The 18,770-nt window shown below is 65.2% G+C and carries 20 protein-coding genes and 1 tRNA gene; 13 read left to right on the forward strand and 8 right to left on the reverse strand.

From position 1 onward, the window contains the following. Positions 1-90: 90 nt before the first annotated feature. The 3 genes from IVA78_RS13345 to IVA78_RS13355 all read left to right on the forward strand — a co-directional run bounded on the left by IVA78_RS13345 (position 91) and on the right by IVA78_RS13355 (position 3,889). Positions 91-882: an enoyl-CoA hydratase gene (locus IVA78_RS13345; RefSeq protein WP_247465588.1), complete on the forward strand. Its 792-nt coding sequence runs from the start codon at positions 91-93 to the stop codon at positions 880-882. Between the two features lie 2 nt (positions 883-884). Further along, the gene (locus IVA78_RS13350; protein WP_247465591.1) at positions 885-1,631 is read left to right on the forward strand and encodes a hypothetical protein; all 747 of its coding nucleotides are present in this window, start codon (positions 885-887) and stop codon (positions 1,629-1,631) included. Positions 1,632-1,774: 143 nt separating this feature from the next. Then, positions 1,775-3,889, forward strand: a complete 2,115-nt coding sequence (locus tag IVA78_RS13355) for an acetate--CoA ligase family protein (RefSeq protein ID WP_247465593.1) — start codon at positions 1,775-1,777, stop codon at positions 3,887-3,889. A gap of 171 nt (positions 3,890-4,060) precedes the next feature. On the opposite strand, the gene IVA78_RS13360 is transcribed toward IVA78_RS13355, so the two are convergent. From IVA78_RS13360 to IVA78_RS13370, 3 genes are all read right to left on the reverse strand, one after another. Next, positions 4,061-4,879, reverse strand: a complete 819-nt coding sequence (locus IVA78_RS13360) for an enoyl-CoA hydratase/isomerase family protein (protein WP_247465596.1) — start codon at positions 4,877-4,879, stop codon at positions 4,061-4,063. 86 nt (positions 4,880-4,965) lie between these two features. Then, a complete protein-coding gene (locus tag IVA78_RS13365) occupies positions 4,966-6,126 on the reverse strand; it encodes an acyl-CoA dehydrogenase family protein (protein ID WP_247276331.1) in 1,161 nt (386 codons plus the stop codon). Between the two features lie 16 nt (positions 6,127-6,142). Next, the gene (locus IVA78_RS13370) at positions 6,143-7,207 is read right to left on the reverse strand and encodes an acyl-CoA dehydrogenase family protein (RefSeq protein WP_247465598.1); all 1,065 of its coding nucleotides are present in this window, start codon (positions 7,205-7,207) and stop codon (positions 6,143-6,145) included. 234 nt (positions 7,208-7,441) lie between these two features. Between IVA78_RS13370 and IVA78_RS13375 the strand changes: the two genes are divergently transcribed. Further along, positions 7,442-8,227, forward strand: coding sequence for an SDR family oxidoreductase (locus IVA78_RS13375; RefSeq protein WP_247297955.1), 786 nt, complete (start codon positions 7,442-7,444; stop codon positions 8,225-8,227). A gap of 129 nt (positions 8,228-8,356) precedes the next feature. On the opposite strand, the gene IVA78_RS13380 is transcribed toward IVA78_RS13375, so the two are convergent. Then, a complete protein-coding gene (locus tag IVA78_RS13380; protein WP_247276334.1) occupies positions 8,357-8,629 on the reverse strand; it encodes a GlsB/YeaQ/YmgE family stress response membrane protein in 273 nt (90 codons plus the stop codon). Positions 8,630-8,657: 28 nt separating this feature from the next. Then, entirely contained in the window at positions 8,658-9,233 is a 576-nt protein-coding gene (locus IVA78_RS13385) for a YidB family protein (protein ID WP_247465601.1), read from the reverse strand. Positions 9,234-9,396: 163 nt separating this feature from the next. Here IVA78_RS13385 and IVA78_RS13390 point away from each other — a divergent pair, with 163 nt between their 5' ends. After that, on the forward strand, positions 9,397-10,404 hold the full coding sequence (locus IVA78_RS13390; RefSeq protein WP_247465604.1) for a 2-dehydropantoate 2-reductase: 1,008 nt from the start codon (positions 9,397-9,399) through the stop codon (positions 10,402-10,404). An 18-nt stretch (positions 10,405-10,422) separates the two neighbouring features. Continuing rightward, positions 10,423-10,638: a hypothetical protein gene (locus tag IVA78_RS13395; protein ID WP_247465607.1), complete on the forward strand. Its 216-nt coding sequence runs from the start codon at positions 10,423-10,425 to the stop codon at positions 10,636-10,638. Between the two features lie 161 nt (positions 10,639-10,799). Here the strand turns inward: IVA78_RS13395 and IVA78_RS13400 are convergent, their stop codons facing one another. Beyond that, positions 10,800-11,429: a hypothetical protein gene (locus IVA78_RS13400; RefSeq protein ID WP_247465609.1), complete on the reverse strand. Its 630-nt coding sequence runs from the start codon at positions 11,427-11,429 to the stop codon at positions 10,800-10,802. 253 nt (positions 11,430-11,682) lie between these two features. Here IVA78_RS13400 and IVA78_RS13405 point away from each other — a divergent pair, with 253 nt between their 5' ends. From IVA78_RS13405 to IVA78_RS13425, 5 genes are all read left to right on the forward strand, one after another. After that, positions 11,683-11,979 (forward strand): hypothetical protein, encoded by a 297-nt coding sequence (locus tag IVA78_RS13405; RefSeq protein ID WP_247465612.1) that lies wholly within the window; start codon positions 11,683-11,685, stop codon positions 11,977-11,979. Positions 11,980-12,090: 111 nt separating this feature from the next. Next, a complete protein-coding gene (locus tag IVA78_RS13410) occupies positions 12,091-13,608 on the forward strand; it encodes an AMP-binding protein (protein ID WP_247465615.1) in 1,518 nt (505 codons plus the stop codon). Between the two features lie 35 nt (positions 13,609-13,643). Next, complete coding sequence (locus IVA78_RS13415; RefSeq protein ID WP_247465618.1) at positions 13,644-14,282, forward strand: RraA family protein; 639 nt, start codon at positions 13,644-13,646, stop codon at positions 14,280-14,282. A 25-nt stretch (positions 14,283-14,307) separates the two neighbouring features. Next, complete coding sequence (locus IVA78_RS13420; RefSeq protein ID WP_247465621.1) at positions 14,308-14,679, forward strand: cupin domain-containing protein; 372 nt, start codon at positions 14,308-14,310, stop codon at positions 14,677-14,679. A 44-nt stretch (positions 14,680-14,723) separates the two neighbouring features. Then, on the forward strand, positions 14,724-15,680 hold the full coding sequence (locus IVA78_RS13425; protein ID WP_247465623.1) for a tripartite tricarboxylate transporter substrate-binding protein: 957 nt from the start codon (positions 14,724-14,726) through the stop codon (positions 15,678-15,680). A 13-nt stretch (positions 15,681-15,693) separates the two neighbouring features. On the opposite strand, the gene IVA78_RS13430 is transcribed toward IVA78_RS13425, so the two are convergent. Beyond that, entirely contained in the window at positions 15,694-16,053 is a 360-nt protein-coding gene (locus tag IVA78_RS13430; RefSeq protein ID WP_247465625.1) for a VOC family protein, read from the reverse strand. Positions 16,054-16,187: 134 nt separating this feature from the next. On the opposite strand from IVA78_RS13430, the gene IVA78_RS13435 reads away from it, so the two are divergent. Further along, a tRNA-Arg gene (locus tag IVA78_RS13435) sits at positions 16,188-16,264 on the forward strand. 126 nt (positions 16,265-16,390) lie between these two features. After that, positions 16,391-17,530 carry an amidohydrolase/deacetylase family metallohydrolase gene (locus tag IVA78_RS13440; protein WP_247465628.1) on the forward strand — a complete coding sequence of 380 codons (1,140 nt, stop codon included), beginning with the start codon at positions 16,391-16,393 and terminating at the stop codon, positions 17,528-17,530. An 11-nt stretch (positions 17,531-17,541) separates the two neighbouring features. On the opposite strand, the gene IVA78_RS13445 is transcribed toward IVA78_RS13440, so the two are convergent. After that, positions 17,542-18,687: an acyl-CoA dehydrogenase family protein gene (locus tag IVA78_RS13445; protein WP_247465633.1), complete on the reverse strand. Its 1,146-nt coding sequence runs from the start codon at positions 18,685-18,687 to the stop codon at positions 17,542-17,544. Between the last annotated feature and the right edge of the window lie 83 nt (positions 18,688-18,770).

Below are 18,770 nucleotides of genomic sequence, written 5' to 3' on the forward strand. Positions count from 1 at the left end.
CCAGACTGCATCTGCGGAAACACTTCTGGATTGCTTCGCTTTGCTCGCAATGACGGTGTGGTGATAGCTAAAACAACAAGGGAGACACCCATGAGCAACGACATGGTCCTGCAAAAGCTCGAAGGCGGGCTGCTCACCATCACCATGAACCGGCCCGAGCGCAAGAATGCGCTCAACCCGGACATGGTGCGCGGGCTGGTCGAGGCGGCGCGGCGCGCGGCCGATGATCCGGAGGTGCGGGCGGTGCTGTTCAAGGGCGCGGGCGGCAGCTTCTGCGTCGGCGGCGACGTCAAGTCGATGGCGGAGGGCCGCGCGCCGCTGCCGTTCGAGCAGAAGCTCGCAAACCTGCGCCGCGGCATGGAGGTCTCGCGCATCCTGCATCAGATGCCAAAGCCCGTCGTGGCGCAGCTCGACGGCGCGGCGGCCGGCGCCGGCCTGTCGATGGCGCTGTCCTGCGACCTGCGCATCGCCAGCGAATCCTGCAAGATCACCACGGCCTTCGCCAAGGTCGGCTTCTCCGGCGATTACGGCGGGACCTATTTTCTGACGCAACTGCTCGGCAGCGCGCGGGCGCGCGAGCTCTATCTGATGTCGCCGGTGCTGACTGCAAAAGAGGCGCATGCGATCGGCATGGTGACGAAGGTGGTTCCCGACACCGAGATCGACGCTGCCGCGCACGAGCTCGCGCTGTCGCTGGCGCAGGGCCCATCGATTGCGCTTGGCTTCATCAAGCGCAACATCAACAATGCCGAGCACCTGGCGCTGGAGGATTGCTTCGATGGCGAGGCGATCCATCACACCCGATGCGGCGACACCGAGGACCACAAGGAGGCCGCCAAAGCCTTCGTCGAGAAGCGCAAACCGACCTTCAAGGGCGCATGACGATGGCGCCCTATATCCGGCTGCGTCAGATCTGCCTGGTGGCGCCGCAGCTTGAGCCTGTCATCACGGATATCGGCAGGATCATGGGCCTCACTGTGTGCTATCGCGACGGCAATGTCGCGAAATACGGTCTGGAGAACGCGCTGCTCCCGGTCGACACGATCCTGCTGGAAGTCGTGGCGCCCTTCAGGGACGGCACCACGGCCGGTCGCTTCATCGAGAAAACCGGCGGGCGCGGCGGCTACATGGCGATCTTCTGCTGCAACGATCCGGACGAGCGCGGCCGCAACGCCAACGCGCTGGGCGTGCGCACCGCCAACGTCATCGACCATGCGCCCTATCACGGCGTGCAGCTCCACCCCCGCGACTGCCGCGCCGCCTTCATCGAGTTCAATCACACCGAAGGCAGCGACGACATTCTTGGCGTCTATCCGCCGGCGGGACCCGACTGGCAAAAATTCATCCGCAAGGATGTGACGCAGGCGCTGACGACCGTGGAGATGCAAAGCCCAGACCCGCAGGGGCTGGCGGAGCACTGGGGTAAGATCATTGGTATTGCGCCGCGCGACGCCGAACTGAAGCTGCCCAACGCAAGCTTCCGCTTCGTGAAGGGGGCCAGCGAGATCATGAGCGCGCTGGAGTTTCGGGTGGCTGACGTGGCGGGCGTGCTGCATGCGGCCAAGGCGAAGGGGCTGGCCGTTGCCGGCAACGAGTTCTTGTTAGGTGGTGTAACGTTCCGCGTCGCTTGATTTGTCGGCTCATCTCTCACCGTATCGTCGTGCCCGGGCTTGTCCCGGGCATCCGCGTTCTTGAGCTGGAATGACGGCGTTGGATCGTCGGGACAAGCCCGGCCATCACGGATAGACTGATCGAAAAACAACAGGGACACGCCATGCCGCATCCGCTCGACAGCTTCTTTGCGCCCGCGAGCATCGCGCTGATCGGGGCCTCGCGCGATCACGAGAAGATTCCCGGACGGCTTTTGTCGATGCTGCGCAAGAACGATTATCCCGGCAAGATCTATCCGGTGAACCCGAACTATGCCGACATCGACGGGCTCGCCTGCTATAAATCGATCGCCGAGATCGGCGCGCCGATCGATCTCGCCGTCATCGTCATTCCGGCCCGCGCAGTGCTGCCGGCGCTCGAGCAATGCGCCGTCGCCGGGGTCAAGAACGCCGTCATCATCTCCTCTGGCTTCGCGGAGGAGGGCGGCGACAGCGCGGCGATGCAGGACGCGATCGCGGCGCTGGCGAGACGCACCGGCATGCGGATTTCCGGCCCAAATGCCGAGGGCTTCTTCAGCCAAATGCAGCGCGTGGCGGCCACCTTCAGTCCCGCAGTGGACGTCAAACCAGGTGTGGTGCCGCTGGTCGCTACGCAAAAACGGATCGGCATCGTCGCGCAGAGCGGCGGCATCGGCTTTGCCTATTATCATCGTGCGAGGGCGATCGGTATCGCCGTGAGCTACGTTGTCAGCGCCGGCAACGAATCCGATCTCGGCGCCGGCGAGTTCCTGGACTATTTGGTGCAGGACGCCTCGACCGACGTGATCCTGCTGTTCATCGAAGGCATCCGTGACGTCGACAAGTTTCTGGCCGCGGCGCGGCGCGCCGCCGAGACGAGAAAGCCCGTCATCGTGACAAAAGTCGGCCGTTCCGGCGCAGGCCAGCGCGCGGCAGCCTCCCACACGGCGAGCATGGCCGGCTGGTCGACGGCCTATGACGCGGTGTTCGCGAAATACGGATTCATCGTCTCCAACGATCTCGACGAGGCGCTGACGATCGCGGCGCTGCTCGCCAGTAATCCGCTGCCAAAGGGCGATCGCGTCGCCGTTGTCACCGTCTCCGGCGGCGCCGGCATCTGGGCCGCGGATGCTGTGGCACTGCAAGGCTTGCAGGTGCCGGAGCTCTCCGAAACGATCCAGGCCGGGATCCGAACGCTGATGCCGTCCTACGGCACCGCACGCAACCCGATCGACGTTACGGCGCAAGGCGTGACCTCCGGCGGATTGCAGAAGAGCGTCGACCTGCTCACCGCCTCCGACGAGGTCGACGCGGTGCTGGTCGTGCTCTCACTGTCGAGCGAGGTGCGCAAACCGTTCGACGAGGCCGAGCTGACGCCGGCGCTGGCGGCGCAGAAGAAGCCGGTCGCGTTCTATTCCTACACGGTGCCCTCCGACTTCGCGCGGCGGGAGCTCGCGAAGTCCGGTGTCGTGGTCCTCTCCGGTTTGACTCATGTCGGCGTCGCGATGCGGCGGCTCGTCGACTACGCAATGTTCAATCTGCCGAAGCCCGCGGACGAGACGCGGTTGCCGGTGCGCGATCTCTCTGCGCATTTGAAGCAGCAGACATTGTCCGAGGCCGACAGCAAGGCATTGCTCCGCGGCGCCGGCATCGGGCTGCCGGACGAAGTGTTGGTGACGGAAAAGGCCGGGCTGGATGAAGCCGTCGCCCGCGTAGGCTTTCCGCTGGTGATGAAGATCCAGTCGCCCGACATCGCGCACAAGAGCGAAGTCGATGGCGTGCGGGTCAACATCACCACCAAGGGCGAGGTCTTCCTGGCGTTCGAAGCGTTGCTCAACAATGCGCGCAGGCAGCGGCCGGCGGCGGTCATTCAAGGTGTGCTGGTCGGGCCGATGGCGAAGAAGGGCGTCGAGATCATCGTGGGAACGATGACGGACAAGACATTTGGCCCGATGGTGATGGTGGGGCTCGGCGGCGTCACGACCGAGCTATTCCGCGATGTGATCTATCGTCCGGCGCCTGTCGGTGCCGAGGAGGCCGGCGCGATGCTGGCAGGATTGAAGGCTGCGCCGCTCCTGAACGGTTTTCGCGGAGGGGCGAGGGCGGATGTCACGGCGCTGGCGCAGCTCGTCGCCGATATCTCCGTGCTTGCCGCACGGCATGCGGCGGAGATCGCGGAGATCGAGCTCAACCCGGTGCTGGTGCACCCGGAGGGGCAGGGCGTGACGATCGTCGACGCGCTGGTGGTGGGGCGCACTTAACCCTCTCCCCTTTTGGGAGAGGGTGGCTCGCCGCATCCCGGCGAGACGGGTGAGGGGTATCTCTCCGCAAATGCGGACTTGATCGCATGGATAGATACCCCTCATCCGGCGCTTCGCGCCACCTTCTCCCACAAGGGGAGAAGGAACAAAGAGGTGCCTTCACCCGACGAGCTACCTTCCTTTAAAATTCGCCACGCGCCGTTCTTCCGTCGCCTTCACGCCCTCCTTAAAATCCTCTGTCGCGCGCAGCCGCGTCTGCTCGGCGAGCTCGTGATTGGTCGCCGCCATGACGCGGTCGGCCAATCCGGCGCGCATCGTGGCGCGGGTGGAGAGCAGCCCGAGCGGGGAGCATTCGGCGATCTCGCTGGCGAGCTTCATCGCGGCCGCCTTGACCTGGTCCTGCGGCACCAGCTCGTTGGCGAGGCCCCATTTGTAAGCCTCCTCGCCGGTGACGCGGCGGCTGGTGTAGAACATCAGCTCGGCGTTGTTCTTGCCGATCAGCTCGGGCAGCGTCACGGTCAGGCCGAAGCCGGGATGGAAGCCGAGCTTGGTAAAGTTCGCGGAGAAGCGGGCTTCGGGGCAGGTGACGCGGAAGTCCGCGGACACCGCCAGGCCCAGGCCGCCGCCGATGGCGGCGCCCTGCACGGCGGCGACGATCGGCTTCTTGGCGCGGAAGATGCGCACGGCCTGGATGTAGAGATGGTTGATCGGCCCGAGACTGTCGGCCGGATCGCCCTTGGCGGTCTTCTCGGCCTCGCGCGCCTCCTGCGCCTGCCGCGCCGGATCGCCGAAATTGGCGCCGGCGCAGAACGCCTTGCCCTGCGCCGACAGCACCGAGGCGCGGATTTCGATATCGCGGTCGAACTCGTCGAGCGCATCCGCGATCTGATTGATCAGCGAGATGTCGAAGAAATTGAGCGGCGGCCGGCGGATCTCGATGGTGCCGACATGCCCGACCTTCTCGACGCCGATATCATTATACGTGGTCATTTTGTGCCTCCAGTATCAGTTGCGAAGACCTCTCCCGATCGGAGAGGTGAACGGCGCCCGCCGCCAGCGCATCGCTCTCATCCGCACTATCGAAGTCCCAGTCCGCGGGCGATGATGCCGCGCAGCACCTCGGTGGTGCCGCCCTGGATAGTGAGTTTCGGTGCGGTCTTGATGGCGAAATCGAGCTGCCGCTCCAGCGTCTCGCGGTTGGTCGCGGTCTCCTCGACGAAGGCGGCGAGATCGCGCACGCGGTGCGGCAGCTGCTGCTCCCAGACCGTGCCGATATCCTTGACGATGGACGCTTCCACCACCGGCTCCTTGCCGGCCTGCAGCATGCCGGCAACCGAGACCGACATGCGCCGCATGGTGTGGAGCTGCGCGACGAGGCGCCCGATGCCCTCGGCGCTGCGCGTGTCCGGGTTGGGGCCGATCGCGCGCACCAGTTCGGTCAGCACGTAATAGGTTTCGAGGAAGCGTTCGGGGCCTGAACGCTCATAGGCAAGCTCCGATGTCGCCTGCTTCCAGGCGCCATCGACCTCGCCGAGCACATGATCGTCGGGAATGAAGTGATCGGTGAAGACGACCTCGTTGAACTCGTATTGGCCGGTGATCTGGCCGATCGGGTTCACCTTGATGCCCGGCTGCTTCATCTTGACCAGGAACTGGGTCAGGCCGTGGCGGCGGTTTTCCTTGGTCGGCGGCGAGGTCCGGAAGATCGCGATCATGTAGTCGGCAATATGCGCCGACGAGGTCCAGATCTTGGTGCCGTTGATGAGATAGCCGCCGTCGGTCTTGGTCGCGCGCGTCTTTGCCGCGAACAGGTCGGAGCCGGAGTTCGGCTCGCTCATGCCGATGGCGAAACAGATCTCGCCGCGGCAGATGCGCGGCAGGATCTCCATCTTGATGTGCTCGGGCGCGTATTTCAGCAACACCGGTCCGCTCTGGCGATCGGCGACGAAGAAGCGCCGCGTCGGCGCATTCGCCACGCGCATCTCCTCGGTCACCACGTAACGTTCGAGGAACGAGCGCTCCTGGCCGCCATATTTCTTGGGCCAGGTCATGCCGAGCCAGCCCTTGGCGCCGACCCGGCGCGAAAATTCCGGCGCGTCGGTGTCCTCGCGGTTGGGCTTGTGCGGATCGAAAGTGCCGGCGGCAATTTCTTCGGCGAGGAAGGCGCGCACTTCCTTGCGCAATTGCTCGCATTTTTCGGGGAGGCGGATCGGATCGAAACGGAGGGCAGCGGTCATTGTCGTCGTCCCCTGATCAGCGCGAGGCCACGAGCGGCCACAATTCATCGGCGCCGCGGTTTGCAACGAGCCTGCCGAGCTCGACGGCCCAATGGCTCTCCGACCCGAAATCGTCGCGCCAGGCCAGCGCCCGCAGCGAGTAGCGGTGCAGGATATGCTCCATGGTGAAGCCGATCGCGCCGTGGACCTGGTGCGCGATGGCGCCGCCCTTTTCCGCAGCTTCCGCGCAACGGATTTTTGCGGAGGCGGCTTCGAGATAGACCTCGTCATCGAACGCCTTGGCGTTCGCAATCGCATCGGCGGCAGAGGTCGCGGCCGCTAGCGCTGCGGCGGATTCACCGGCGAGGCGTGCGAGATTGTGCTGCACCGCCTGGAATTTCGAGATCTTCTTCTCGAAGGCGACGCGCTCGTTGGAATAGCGCACGGAGATATCGAGCATGGATTCCAGCGCGCCGGCGATCTGAAGGCTGCGCGCGACGCCGCCCATCAGCATCAGCGTGGTCTGCTCAAAGCTTTGTGGCGCGGGCTTGAGGGTGACGGGCTGAACCTTATCGAGCGTCACGGTGTCGCTGTGATCGTAGCCGACATTGAGCCCGGCTTCGATCCGGGTCTTGCTCGCATCGACCAGCGCGATGGACATGCCGTCCTTGCCCTGCGCGAGCACCGCAAAATGCTTCGCCGCCTTGGCAAAGGGCACGCCGCGCGCGCGGCCGGAGAGCGCGCCGTCGGCATCGAGCGTGATGTGATCCTTTGGCGAGGCCGGCAGCAAGGTCATCTCGCCCTCGGGCGAGGCAATCTTGGCCTGCGCGAGCAGCCAGCCCGCGAGCATGGTCTCGGCCAGGGGAACCGCGACAGCAAAGCGGCCCGCAGCGTTCAGAAGGGCAAAGCCGTCGGCAAGGCTAGCGCCGGAGCCGCCCAGGTCGTCAGGCACCCACGATAGCGGCAGGCCGGCCTCGCTCAGCGCCTGCCACAGCGGCGCCTGCCACGAATTCTTCTTGTCGTTGTTGATGGTTTGCGGATCGGCGAGATCGGCGAAGATTTTTTCCGCGGTCTCGACGACGATATCGTCACTCTCCGCCACAGCGTTCCCCGTGCTTTGCCATTGGCGCGTCCGCCCCGTGGATGGGCGCGCGGTCTCTTCTTGCGCCCGATGATCGGAAAAAGCCATGGCCCTGACAAGCGTTGATCGCAGGCCAACCTGCAGCGCCGGCATGGGCGACAAGCTAATTCCGCTTAGCGGAGTTTGCTCGATTTGCAGGGCGCGGCAAACTCGCTAAACAAGACGCCGACATCAGATCAGGGAGGGACATCAGGGATGGCAAAGGACAGCTTGTGTGCAGTCGTGACGGGGTCGGCATCCGGCCTGGGTGCTGCAACCGCGGAAATTCTCGCGCGGAGCGGGGCCCGGCTCGTCATCAATTATTCCTCGAGCCAGAAGGAAGCCGAGGCCACGGCTGAGCTCTGCCGCAAGGCCGGCGCCGCGGAAGTCCTGGTCGCGCAAGGCGACGTCTCAAAGGATGACGATTGCCGCAAGATCGTCGCAGCGGCGGCCGGGTGGGGCCGGCTCGACGTGCTCGTCAACAATGCCGGCACCACCAAGCACGTCGCTCACGCCGATCTCGACGGCTTGTCGGCGGAAGATTTCCAGCGGGTCTATGGCGTCAACACCATCGGCCCGTTCCAGATGGTACGCGCGGCACGCAGCCTGCTCGAGGCCGGCGCCAAGGCTTCGGGCCGGCCGTCGGCGGTGGTCAACGTGTCCTCGGTCGCCGGCATCAGCGGCGTCGGCTCGTCGATCGCCTATGCCGCGAGCAAGGGCGCGCTCAACACCATGACCTTGTCGCTGTCGCGCGCGCTGGCGCCGCTGATCCGCGTCAACACGGTGTGCCCCGGCTATATCGACACGCCCTGGTTCACCAAGGGCCGCGGCGAAGCCGGCGCAAAACAGGTGCGCGACAGCGTGGTGGCGAAAGTGCCGCTCAAGGTCGCCTCGAGCGCGGAAGACATCGCGCAGCTCGTCTGCTTCCTCGCGATGCCGGCCTCCAGCAACATGACCGGCGAGGTCGTGCGCATGGATGCGGGGATGCATTTGATTACGTGACCCCTGTCATTGCGAGCTAAGCGAAGCAATCCAGAAAGCGTCCGCGGCGACGGTCTGGATTGCTTCGTCGCAAGAGCTCCTCGCAATGACGCTGTGTGAGGCGGCAGGCTCCCCTACGGCCTGCGGCGATCACCCCTTGATCACGCCGCTGGCCACCAGGCGGTGCCAGATGAATAGCACCACCACGGCGCCGATCGTGGCCATGATGAAGCCGGCGCCCTGGTCGGGGCTGTAATGGCCGATGGCCTGGCCGACGAAGGTCGCGAGAAACGCGCCGGCGATGCCGAGGATAGTGGTGAGGATGAAGCCGCTCGGATTGTTCGGCCCCGGCGCGAGCCAGCGCGCGATGAGGCCGGCAACGAAGCCGACAAGGATGATCCACAACAGGCCGCCCATGCTCATGACAGTGCTCCCCTCCCTTTGACGACAATCAGATGCGGCCCGAGAGCTCGTCCTCGGTCGGCAGCCTTCCGTCCGGCGTCAGATGGTCGACCACCTGCGGCAGATACTGGCTGAGGCCGGACAGCAGCTCCTCACGCGACAGGCCGCTCTGGGCGGACAGGCTGTCGATCTGGTCGGCGCCGAGCGCGCTGGCGAGATCGCCCGGTGCAATCGGCTTGTTCTCGCCCTTGCCGACCCAGGAATTTGCGGCGTCGCCATGGCCGCTCTTCTGGAGCTGGTTGAGGAGATCGCCAAGCCCGCCGCTCAGCACGGTGCCGGCCGCGCCGCCCGCTAGCAGGCCGCCGAGGCCGCCCTTCAGCAGGCCTCCGAGACCGCCAAGCCCGCCGCTGTCTGCGGTGTTCACCGGCGGCGGCGCAGGCGTCGGCGACGGTTGCGGGGCCGTGCCGGATTGGTTTGCGGTGATATGCTTGAAGGCTTTCCAGGCGAGCAGGCCGAGCAGCGCCATGGTCATCGGCGACATGCCGGTGGAGGATTGCTCGGAGCTGGGCGCGCTGGGGCCGCGCGGGCCGTTCTGCATGCCGTTGAGGACGTCGAGTAGACCCATCGTGCTCTCCCTTTGGCGTCTCGTTCGGCGAGCGCTCGCCGCTGACGGGCCCCCGGGGCGAGAACATATGGGGCAGTCATGACGGTTACAAGGCGGCTGCGACGCGATGGGCAGCCGGCTTCGCCTCTGCTATCGAAGACCGGTCATTCAGGGAGCGAGGTCAGTGCTTACGGATCGACCGATCGTGGTGGCCGGCGCCGGCGCCATCGGCTGTTTCGTCGGCGGCATGCTGGCGGCCGCGGGCCGCCGCGTCGCGCTGCTGGTGCGGCCGCGGGTGAAGGGCGAGATCGAACGCTTCGGCCTGCGGCTGACGGACCACGATGGCTCCGAGAACAAGCTCGGTGCTGGCCAGCTCGCCTTGTCGGACGACCCTTCGATCTTCCACAGCGCCGGCATCGTGCTGGTGACGGTGAAGAGCGCCGACACCGCCGATATCGCGGAGCAGATCGCGCAGCATGCGCCGCACGACGCCCTCGTCGTCTCGCTTCAGAACGGCATCGGCAATGTCGCGGTGCTAGGTGAGCGTCTCGGCGGCCGGCGCGTGCTCGCCGGCATGGTGCCGTTCAACGTGATCGCGATGGGTGAGGGCCGTTTCCACCGTTCGACGTCCGGCGATATTCATGTCGGAGAGGATGCGGAGAACACGGCCGCGGCGCTCTCGGTTCCGGGGCTCACCATGCGCGCGAGCCGCGACATCACCGACGTGCAATGGGGCAAGCTGATCATCAATCTGAACAACGCACTCAGCGCGCTATCCGACATGCCGCTCGCCGCTCAATTGGCGAGCCGCGACTGGCGAAGGCTGTTCGCGGACCAGATGGCCGAGGGCCTGGCCGCGCTGAAGGCTGCCGGCATCGCGCCGGTTTCGGCAACGCCGATCCCAATGGGATGGACGCCGACCTTGCTGAGGCTGCCAGATGTAATCTTCAATGCGATCCTGGGCCGCACGATGAAGATCGACCCCGAGGCGCGTTCCTCGATGTGGCAGGACCTGAAACAAGGGCGCAAGACCGAGATCGACTATCTTCAGGGCGCGGTCATCGCGTTGGCCGAACAGAACAATATCGACGTGCCGCTGATGCGCCGCATTGTTGCGTTGATCAAGGAAGCCGAAGTCGCGGGCAAGGGCCCATCCGGGCTGACGCCACGGCAGATTCGCGGATCAGCGTGAGCGCGAAGGAGCGGTGCGATGAAGCGTTGTTTGATGATCGGGCTCGCGCTGGCTGCGCTCTGCGGCACATCCACGTTCGCTCATGCAAGGCCGCCGACGGTCGTGAACTCTCCGGGCTATGACGCGCGATTGCAGGAGAGCCGCAAGGCGTTGAGCGCTCCGCCAACGGCAGCGGCGCCCGCGAGTGCGTCGGTGGCCAAACCGAAGCGGAGCAAGAAGAAGCACGCGAATTGAGGAAGGGACGCGAATCTCCATCCAACTCGTCATTGCGAGCCAACGGGTCCGCGCGAAGCGCGGCCCGATGACAGGCTCCGCGAAGCAATCCAGAATCTTTCCACGAAGGCAGACTGGATTGCTTCGTCGCAAGTGCTCCTCGCAATGACGGCAGTGGCCAGCTAGCCCTTCTTCGCCGGCTTACTCTGCGTTGGATTGAACAACTTCTTCAAATCATTCAAGCTTTCCGACAGGCGCGGCCATTCGCAGGAGAACGAGCCCTTGGTGCAGGGCGCGCCCTTCGGCCTCGGGCCGACAGTCTGCTGCACCTTCGGCCGCTCAACCGGGACGGGCACGCGTACGCGTTCGACCTCGGTGCGCAGTGCGACCTGCTGGAGCTGCTGGACTTGTTGTTCTTGCTGCTCGCGCTGCTGTCGCGCGGTGGCTTGGGCCGCTTCATTGCTGCGGCGCTGACTAGCGAGATAGGCGGTGTAGGCTTCGTCGATCTTCTTCTGCTCCTCGGGCGTCGGATTCGGCCCGGCGATGTCGAAGGTGCGATCCTGGAGGAAGTCGTAATAGGAATAGCCGCCGCCTGCCTTGCGGCGGCCCGCGAACTTGGCGTTGCAATCGGCGAGCGCCGCCGTCTTTTCGGCCTTGGTCGGGGATTTCTCGGCGGCGTCGGCGCATTGCTCGAAGTCGACCGGCGCGCGCTTCCACCATTGCGCCTGGGCATGCGGCAGCGTCAGCAGAAATAATCCTGCTGCGGTAACGAGAAGCGGCGTCGCACGACGCGATGCAACTACGAGCGACATTTTACGAGAGCATTCCTTGCACGACTCAACCCCACCTGAGTCGAGCCGGATTTTTGCCTCTTTATCGCCGGCTTGTCACCCATGGAACCCGGGAATTTCATGGCTGGGCTGCTGACATTTTTTGCTTGACGTGGCGCGGGAGTCACAGCCGCGCGGCAGGCGATGCGCTTAAACCTTTATTGATCTGAATTCGAAGGAGAATGTCCGTTATGCGAGGGCCGGCAGGTATCGTCGCAACCGCGCTCGTGCGAACGTGGCGCCGGCCGCGCTCGAGCAGCGCTATGTCGAGCGCGAGGTGATCTATCTGCTCGGCACCCTCGACACCAATCCCGAGCATCCCGCCGCTCGACAAGAGCTGCATGGCGAAGGCGCAAGGCGCCACGCCCGCGGCCATGCCTATGCGGAGGCAATGGCCAAGCGCAACCACGGCCCGCCCAATCACAGGATCTTGGACGTTCCCGGCGTCGGCCATGACGGCGAGAAGATGCTGACCTCGCGATGCGGGCTCGCGGCACTGTTCGATAGTGCGGGCTGCGGCGCGGAGCGCTGATGCGCATGCCTTGAAGGCTTGCGACTTGAAGGCTTGGCTTTGGCTGTTACACTTCGCAGTGTGAGCGCCTCATCGTGAGGCGGCGCCAAAAAGACGAAGTGGAAACGCCTGATGCTGCTGCCCCTGTCCGACGTGCCGCGCTGGTACGCTGAGCGCAAACCGCACGGCACGATCGCCGTCCGTCATGGGCAGGAGACACTGACATGGGACGAGCTCGAGCGTGGCGCCAACCGGCGCGCGCGGGCGTTCATGGCCAAGGGCGTCAAGCCCGGTGACTTCGTCGCGATCGGATTGCCCAACAGCAACGCGTTCTTCGAGACATCCTTTGCCGTGTGGAAGTGCGGGGCAACGCCGACCTCGCTGTCGTGGCGGCTGCCGCGCGGCGAAGCCGCCGCGGTGCTCGACATCCTCAAGCCGGCACTGGTGGTCGGCGGCGAGGCCGATTGGAACGCGCCGAACCGTCTCCCGGCTGATTTCGTGCCGCAAGGTTTTCCGGACGAGCCGCTCAACCCGCCGGTGGCGCGCTACTGGAAGGCCATGACCTCAGGCGGCTCGACCGGCCGTCCCAAGGTGATCCTCGACCATCATCCGGCAGTGACCGACACCGTCGCTGCGCCGCCGCTCAATATCCCCTTCGGGGTCTCACTGCTCAATCCCGGCCCGCTGTATCACAATGCGCCGTTCATCGTGTCGCATTACGCGCTGTTCGCCGGCGGCAAGCTCACCGGCCTCGTCAAGTTCGACGCCGAGGAGACGCTGCGGCAGATCGAACGCGAGCGCGTGCAATGGGTCAATTTCGTGCCGACCATGATGCACCGGATCTGGGCGCTGCCGGAGACCGTGCGCAACGCCTACGATGTGTCGAGTCTTCAGACAGTTTTCCACATGGCAGCTCCGATGCCGCCCTGGCTGAAGGAGAACTGGATCGCCTGGCTCGGGCCCGAGCGGATCTGGGAGCTCTATGGCGGCACCGAGCGCCAGGGCGCCTGCATCATCTCCGGTACGGAATGGCTGACGCACAAGGGTTCGGTCGGCAAGATCGGCGACATGGCGAAGCTTCGCATCATCGGCAAGGACGGCAACGATGTCGCGCTTGGCGAGACCGGCGAGATCTATTTCCTCAACAATGACGGCAGGGACGCTACCTATCACTATCTCGGCGCCGAGCCGAAGCGCCGAGCCGACGGCTGGGAATCGCTTGGCGATATCGGCCGGCTGGATGCGGAAGGCTATCTCTATCTCGGTGACCGTCTCGCCGACATGATCCTGCGCGGCGGCGCCAACATCTATCCGGCCGAGGTCGAGGCCGCCGTCTCCGCCTGTCCCGGCGTGCGTTCCTGCGTCGTGGTGGGATTGCCCGATCCGGAATTGGGCCAGCGCGTCCACGCCATCATCGAGCCGGAGCCCGATGCCGGCGGTCAGGCCATCGCTGATGGCGTGGCAGATTTCCTGAAGGACAAGCTCAGCCGCTACAAGCACCCGGAGAGTTTCGAGATCGTCAACGCACCGCCGCGCGATGATTCCGGCAAGGTCCGCCGCACCCTGTTGCGCGACGAGCGCGCGGCGTGGATGAAGGAGGGGCGCGCCTTCCGGATTTGGCCGGCTAAGGCGCGGGCGCACGCCGAATAAGACAAAAACACGGACAAGAACACGGAAGGACCGACATGACGATCACCATCGCAGCGAGCAGCGTGCCGAAGCCGCCGGCGAGCATCATCGCAGGTTTCGGCGACGCGCCGACCTCGGTGATCTCCGACAATCTGGCCCGGCTGCCGGGCGCAGTGGGGTTAAGGCCCTATCATCGCGGCGGCAAGCTGGTGGGAGCGGCCTTCACGGTGCGCACCCGTCCCGGCGACAATCTCGCCATCCACCGCGCGCTCGAGCTGGTCGGCCCCGGCGACGTCATCGTGGTCGATGGCGGCGGCGACGAGTCGCGAGCCCTAGTCGGCGAGATCATGAAGAACATCGCGCAATGGCGCAAAGCCGAAGGCTATGTCATCGACGGCGCGATCCGCGACGTTGCGGCGTTCGCGGCCGACGACTTTCCCTGCTACGCCCGCGCGGTGATCCATCGCGGCCCCTACAAGAACGGCCCCGGCGAGATCAACGTGCCGGTCACGATCGGCGGCAGCGTGATTGCGCCCGGCGACATCGTCGTCGGCGACGAGGACGGCGTGGTGTCGTTTCCCGCCGCGGGCGCCGCGGCTCTGCTGGAGGCGGTGCGCGTCCAGGTCGCGCGCGAGGAGGAGACGCTGAAGGCGATTCGCGAGGGGCGCTACCAGGGCTCTTACGGCAAGTCCTGATCAGGCGGCGACAAGAGAGGATGGCATGAGCCAGAAGAATGAATTCCACAATATCGATGATCCCAGCGACGGGCTGTTTCGCGAACTCGCGGCTGGGGTGACCACGCGCATCTTCTCCGGCGAGCAGGCGATGCTGTCGGTGGTGACGCTCGCGCCGCATGCGCAGGGCACGCTGCACCATCATCCCGAGGAGCAATGGGGCGTGCTGCTCGACGGCTCCGCCATCCGCGTCCAGGGCGATGAGGAAATCTTGGTCAAGAAGGGTGATTTCTGGCGCACGCCCGGCAACGTGCCGCACACCATGCGCGCCGGCCCCGACGGCGCCCGCGTGTTGGACATCTTTAGTCCACCAAGGCCAGAATACAGGAAACCGGGATCCGGTTTCGGGACGACCTGAAGCGCTCAAAAAGCAAAGCGCGGGGGGATCAAAGGGAGGGGACCATGACGATCACGCGACGTACGCTCCTGGCTGCGCCGGCCATCCTCGCAATGGCGCCGGCGGCGGCGCAAGGGAGCAAGATCACGCTGGTGGTGCCGTTTCCGCCGGGCGGATCGACCGACGCGATGGCGCGGCTGTTGCAATCCAACCTGCAAACCAGGCTTGGCCGCATCGTCGTGGTCGAGAACAAGTCGGGCGCCGCTGGCGCGCTCGGCGCGGCGCAGGTGGCCAAGAGCCCCGCGGACGGCTCGACATTTCTGGTGACGTTCGATTCCCATGCGGTGATTCCATCCATCCTCGACAAGCCGCCGGTGGATGTCGAGCGTGAGCTGATGCCGGTTCTACTGATCGGCACCGCGCCTTACGTCATCGCGGCCGGCGCCGGCTGTCCCTACAAGAGCTTCGCGGACGTGGTGGCGGCCTGCAAGGCGACGCCCGGCGCGGTGAAATATGCCTCGGTCGGCATCGGTACGCTCGGGCATCTTGCCATGACCGTGCTCGGCAGCAAGGCCGGTGTCGAGATCATGCACGTACCCTATCGCGGCGGCGGCCCGGCGATGAACGACGTGCTCGGCGGCCATGTCGATCTGATTGCAGGATCGGCGGCGCTGGTCGCCGCCCAGCTCGGCACCAACATGCTGCGACCGATCCTGCAGCTTGGCCGCGAGCGGCTGCCGGCGCTGCCGGACACGCAGACCGCGATCGAGGCGGGCTTTCCGGACTTCGAGACGCTCGTCTGGTGGGGCATCTTCGCGCCCGCCGGCACGCCGCCGGACATCGTTTCGGCCATGGCGACGGCCTCCAAGGAGATCCTGAGTGAGCCCGCGACCGCCGCCCAGCTCAAGGACACCGAGCACATGACGCTGCTGCTCGAGGACGGCGCCGGCTTCAAGACCTTCTTCGACAGGCAGGTCGCTTATTGGGGCAAGGTGGTAAAGGACAACAATATCAGGGCGTAGCTATCCCGCCTCTTCAAACTCCGCGAAGCGGCCGCGCGAAACTGAGCTCATGGCCATCGGGGTCGGTGAGATGGAAATAACGTTCGCCCCATTCCGCATCGCGCGGCGTGGTCGACGGCTGCCATCCGGCGGCGCGCGCTTGCTCAAAGATTGCGTCGACATCGGCGACATAGAAAATGACGCGGCCCCACCAGGACCAGCGCTTGTCGTCGGGCTGGGCGGTCAGGTTGACATAGCCGGTCCCCGCGCGAAAGCTGGTAAATGCCGCGGCTTTTCCGCCATGGAGCAGCTCGAACCCCAGCGAACGGTAGAACTGAACGGCGCGCGCCATGTCGTGCGTGCCGAGCGTGATGGCGCTGATGCTTTCGATCATGGGAGCTGCTCCGCAGGGTCAATCCAGACGCGATTGTACAGCCTCCTCTCGGCTTGGCGATGACCCGCCTTGCGGCTGGCGAACGGCATCCTGCTCTGCTATGAGGGGGCCGAACCCGCAACTCCGGGTTCCGCGGTCCCGTAGCTCAGCCGGATAGAGCGGCGGTTTCCTAAACCGTAGGTCGGAAGTTCGAGTCTTCCCGGGATCGCCATTTTCAGGGCCACCGTCACGGTTTGCCACGCCGCTCGGCGCAAAAATTGCTAGAAGCGAACGGCTTCCTTCCTTGCTGGTCCGGCCGACGTGCCCGCCACACCTTACAGCACTTCCGGAGACGACGATGCCTTTCGACTTGATCCTGCGCGGCGGCCGTGTGGTCGATCCGTCCCAGAAGCTCGACGCCGTGACTGACGTCGCTTTTGCCGGCGGCAAGGTGGCAGCGGTCGGCAGCGGGCTCAAGGCCGACCCGGCCACCGAGGTCCGTGACGCTTCACGCTACATCGTGACGCCGGGGCTGATCGATCTGCACACCCATGTCTATTGGGGCGGCACCTCGCTCGGCATCGATGCCGAGGAATTCTGCCGCCTCTCCGGCGTCACCACGGCGGTGGATACCGGCAGCGCCGGCCCGGGCAATTTCGCAGGCTTTCGCAAGCATGTGATCGAGCCGAGCCAGGTCCGCATTCTCGCTTATCTCCACGTCTCGCATGCCGGCATCTTCGGCTTCTCGCACCGGATCATGGTCGGCGAGAGCGAGGAGCTGCGGCTGATGAATCCGATCGACGCGGCCAAGGTGGCGGATGCCAATCGCGATCTCATCATCGGCATCAAGGTGCGTGTGGGCCTGCATTCGTCGGGCACGTCCGGGACGGTGCCACTCGATATCGCGCTCCAAGTCGCGAACGAGGTCGGCATGCCCCTGATGGCGCATATCGATCACCCGCCGCCGAGCTATGAGGAGGTGCTGGCCCGCCTGCGCCCAGGCGACGTGCTCACCCACGCGTTCCGCCCCTTCCCCAACACGCCCGCGACCGCGCAGGGCACGGTGAAGAAGGCGGTGCTGGATGCACGCGAGCGCGGCGTGCTGTTCGACATCGGTCACGGCAAGGGCTCGTTCGCGTTCAAGACCGCGCGCGCGATGCTCGCCAACGGCTTCTATCCGGACACGATCTCGTCCGACATCCACATGCTGTGCATCGACGGCCCCGCCTATGATCAGGTCACGACCATGTCGAAATTCCTGTGCATGGGCATGGAGCTACCGGATGTGATTGCGGCCTCGACGGTGAATGCGGCGATGGCGCTGCGCCGCCCCGAGCTCGGCAGCCTCAAACCGGGCAGCGTCGGCGACGCCACGCTGATCTCGGTCAGGCAGGGCCAGTTCGATTACGAGGACGTCGTCGGCGAGCACCTGATCGGCGATCGCAAGATCGTCTCCGACGGTGTCGTTATCGGCGGCCGCTGGTGGCATCCGAATTGAGCAGGACGCGACTACAGCGACCTTGCAATCAACAGCTTCATGATCTCGTTGGTGCCGCCGTAGATCTTCTGGATGCGGGAATCGATGAAGATGCGTGAGATCGGGTACTCCTGCATGTAGCCGTAGCCACCGAACAGCTGCAGGCATTCGTCGGCGGTCTCGACCTGCTTCTCCGAGCACCAATATTTCGCCATCGACGCCGTGACCGTGTCGAGGTCTTTTGCGATCAGTCGCTCGATGCACCAGTCGACGAAGACGCGCGCGATCATCGCCTCGGTCTTGCGCTCGGCGAGCTTGAACGCGGTGTTCTGGAAGTCCATGAGCGGTTTGCCGAAGGCTTTCCGCTCCTTGGTGTAGTCGGTGGTGAGCTTGACCGCGCGTTCCATCGAGGCGACGGCGCCGACCGCGAGCGCGAGGCGCTCCTGCGGCAATTGCTGCATCAGCTGGACAAAGCCCTGGCCTTCCTCCTTGCCGAGCAGGTTGTCCGGCGGCACGGTGACATTGTCGAAGAACAGCTCCGACGTGTCGGAGGCGTGCAGGCCGATCTTGTCGAGGTTACGCCCGCGCCGATAGCCTTCAGTGCCCGCCGTCTCGACCACGATCAGCGAGATGCCTTTCGCGCCCGCCTCGCCGGTACGTGCGACCACGATGACGAGATCGGCGGCCTGACCGTTGGTGATGAACGTCTTCTGGCCGTTGATGACGTAGGAATTGCCCTGCTTCTTCGCCGTGGTCTTCACGGCCTGCAGATCCGAGCCGGTGCCGGGCTCGGTCATGGCGATGGCGCCGACCATCTCGCCCGAGGCCATCTTCGGCAGCCAGCGCTTCTTCTGCTCCTCCGAGCCGTAATTGAGAATATAGTGCGCGACGATGGCGCTGTGCACCGAGACGCCCGTCGTCAGCTCCGGCACCGTGCTTTCGAGATCGTCCAGCACCGCCGCATCATAGGCGAAGGTGGCGCCCAACCCGCCATATTCCTCCGGCACGCTTGCCAGCAGCGCCCCCATCTCGCCGAGCCCGCGCCAGGCGAAGCGGTCGACCATCTTCTGCTCGCGCCATTTTTGCGCGTGCGGCGCCAGGTCCTTGGCGAGATATTTCCGGAACTGGTCGCGGAAGATTTCGAGCTCTTCGGTCATCCAGGAGGAGCGGTGGGACATGGTTACCTCGGTCAATGCGGCTGTCCGGCTTGGTAGGCCGGCAGGGCGCGGCAATTATTGTGTTTTCAGGCTGCGCCAGTGAC

The sequence above is a fragment of the Bradyrhizobium sp. 137 genome, from assembly GCF_023074095.1.
Lineage (GTDB): Bacteria > Pseudomonadota > Alphaproteobacteria > Rhizobiales > Xanthobacteraceae > Bradyrhizobium.

What these genes read in the sequence shown, in the direction of transcription:
- IVA78_RS13360 (WP_247465596.1), bottom strand. Translation starts at nt 4,879, where the DNA reads ATGACCACGTATAATGATATCGGCGTCGAGAAGGTCGGGCATGTCGGC.
- IVA78_RS13365 (WP_247276331.1), bottom strand. Translation starts at nt 6,126, where the DNA reads ATGACCGCTGCCCTCCGTTTCGATCCGATCCGCCTCCCCGAAAAATGC.
- IVA78_RS13355 (WP_247465593.1), top strand. Translation starts at nt 1,775, where the DNA reads ATGCCGCATCCGCTCGACAGCTTCTTTGCGCCCGCGAGCATCGCGCTG.
- IVA78_RS13345 (WP_247465588.1), top strand. Translation starts at nt 91, where the DNA reads ATGAGCAACGACATGGTCCTGCAAAAGCTCGAAGGCGGGCTGCTCACC.
- IVA78_RS13425 (WP_247465623.1), top strand. Translation starts at nt 14,724, where the DNA reads ATGACGATCACGCGACGTACGCTCCTGGCTGCGCCGGCCATCCTCGCA.
- IVA78_RS13440 (WP_247465628.1), top strand. Translation starts at nt 16,391, where the DNA reads ATGCCTTTCGACTTGATCCTGCGCGGCGGCCGTGTGGTCGATCCGTCC.
- IVA78_RS13385 (WP_247465601.1), bottom strand. Translation starts at nt 9,233, where the DNA reads ATGGGTCTACTCGACGTCCTCAACGGCATGCAGAACGGCCCGCGCGGC.
- IVA78_RS13410 (WP_247465615.1), top strand. Translation starts at nt 12,091, where the DNA reads ATGCTGCTGCCCCTGTCCGACGTGCCGCGCTGGTACGCTGAGCGCAAA.
- IVA78_RS13350 (WP_247465591.1), top strand. Translation starts at nt 885, where the DNA reads ATGGCGCCCTATATCCGGCTGCGTCAGATCTGCCTGGTGGCGCCGCAG.
- IVA78_RS13415 (WP_247465618.1), top strand. Translation starts at nt 13,644, where the DNA reads ATGACGATCACCATCGCAGCGAGCAGCGTGCCGAAGCCGCCGGCGAGC.
- IVA78_RS13380 (WP_247276334.1), bottom strand. Translation starts at nt 8,629, where the DNA reads ATGAGCATGGGCGGCCTGTTGTGGATCATCCTTGTCGGCTTCGTTGCC.
- IVA78_RS13420 (WP_247465621.1), top strand. Translation starts at nt 14,308, where the DNA reads ATGAGCCAGAAGAATGAATTCCACAATATCGATGATCCCAGCGACGGG.
- IVA78_RS13395 (WP_247465607.1), top strand. Translation starts at nt 10,423, where the DNA reads ATGAAGCGTTGTTTGATGATCGGGCTCGCGCTGGCTGCGCTCTGCGGC.
- IVA78_RS13400 (WP_247465609.1), bottom strand. Translation starts at nt 11,429, where the DNA reads ATGTCGCTCGTAGTTGCATCGCGTCGTGCGACGCCGCTTCTCGTTACC.
- IVA78_RS13445 (WP_247465633.1), bottom strand. Translation starts at nt 18,687, where the DNA reads ATGTCCCACCGCTCCTCCTGGATGACCGAAGAGCTCGAAATCTTCCGC.
- IVA78_RS13375 (WP_247297955.1), top strand. Translation starts at nt 7,442, where the DNA reads ATGGCAAAGGACAGCTTGTGTGCAGTCGTGACGGGGTCGGCATCCGGC.
- IVA78_RS13430 (WP_247465625.1), bottom strand. Translation starts at nt 16,053, where the DNA reads ATGATCGAAAGCATCAGCGCCATCACGCTCGGCACGCACGACATGGCG.